This is a genomic window from Pseudomonas sp. MWU13-3659 (assembly GCF_023757525.1).
Taxonomy (GTDB): domain Bacteria; phylum Pseudomonadota; class Gammaproteobacteria; order Pseudomonadales; family Pseudomonadaceae; genus Aquipseudomonas; species Aquipseudomonas entomophila_E.
In genome coordinates, this window is record NZ_JAMSHW010000118.1 from 1 (window position 1) to 429 (window position 429).

Consider the following 429-nt stretch of genomic DNA (forward strand, 5'->3'; position numbering starts at 1 on the left):
TCAATGAAGTTGCATCAGGTGATCACCGTCAACGGTGTGGTCCACGACCTGGTCAAGTCGGACGTGCGCCTTGAGCTGCACAACCCGGGGCGGGCGACGTTCACCGTCCTGGCCGGGGCGCCCCTCAAGGGGCTGGTCACGTTCGACGTGGGCTACAACGACAAGCCCCTGCAGCGCCACTTCATCGGCTACGTGGAGCGCAGCACCGCCGCCAACGCCAAGCAGCAGGTGCTGTTCTGCCGCGAGCTGGCCGCGATCCTGGGCCGGTCATTGCCCATGAACCTGCGTCACATCGACCTGCGCGGCGTGCTTGAGCACGTCAGCGAACAAACCGGCCTGCGCTTTCGCGTACCCGATCGGCCCTATGCCTCAACCCGGGCGCCGTTCTTCTACAGCCTGGCGGCTGGCTTCCAGGCCATGGAGAGCCTG

At 65.7% G+C, this 429-nt stretch carries 1 pseudogene; it reads left to right on the forward strand.

Going from position 1 to position 429, the window contains the following annotated elements:
* Nucleotides 1-3: 3 nt before the first annotated feature.
* Nucleotides 4-429, forward strand: a pseudogene (locus NGM28_RS28575) (hypothetical protein); the annotation flags it as partial.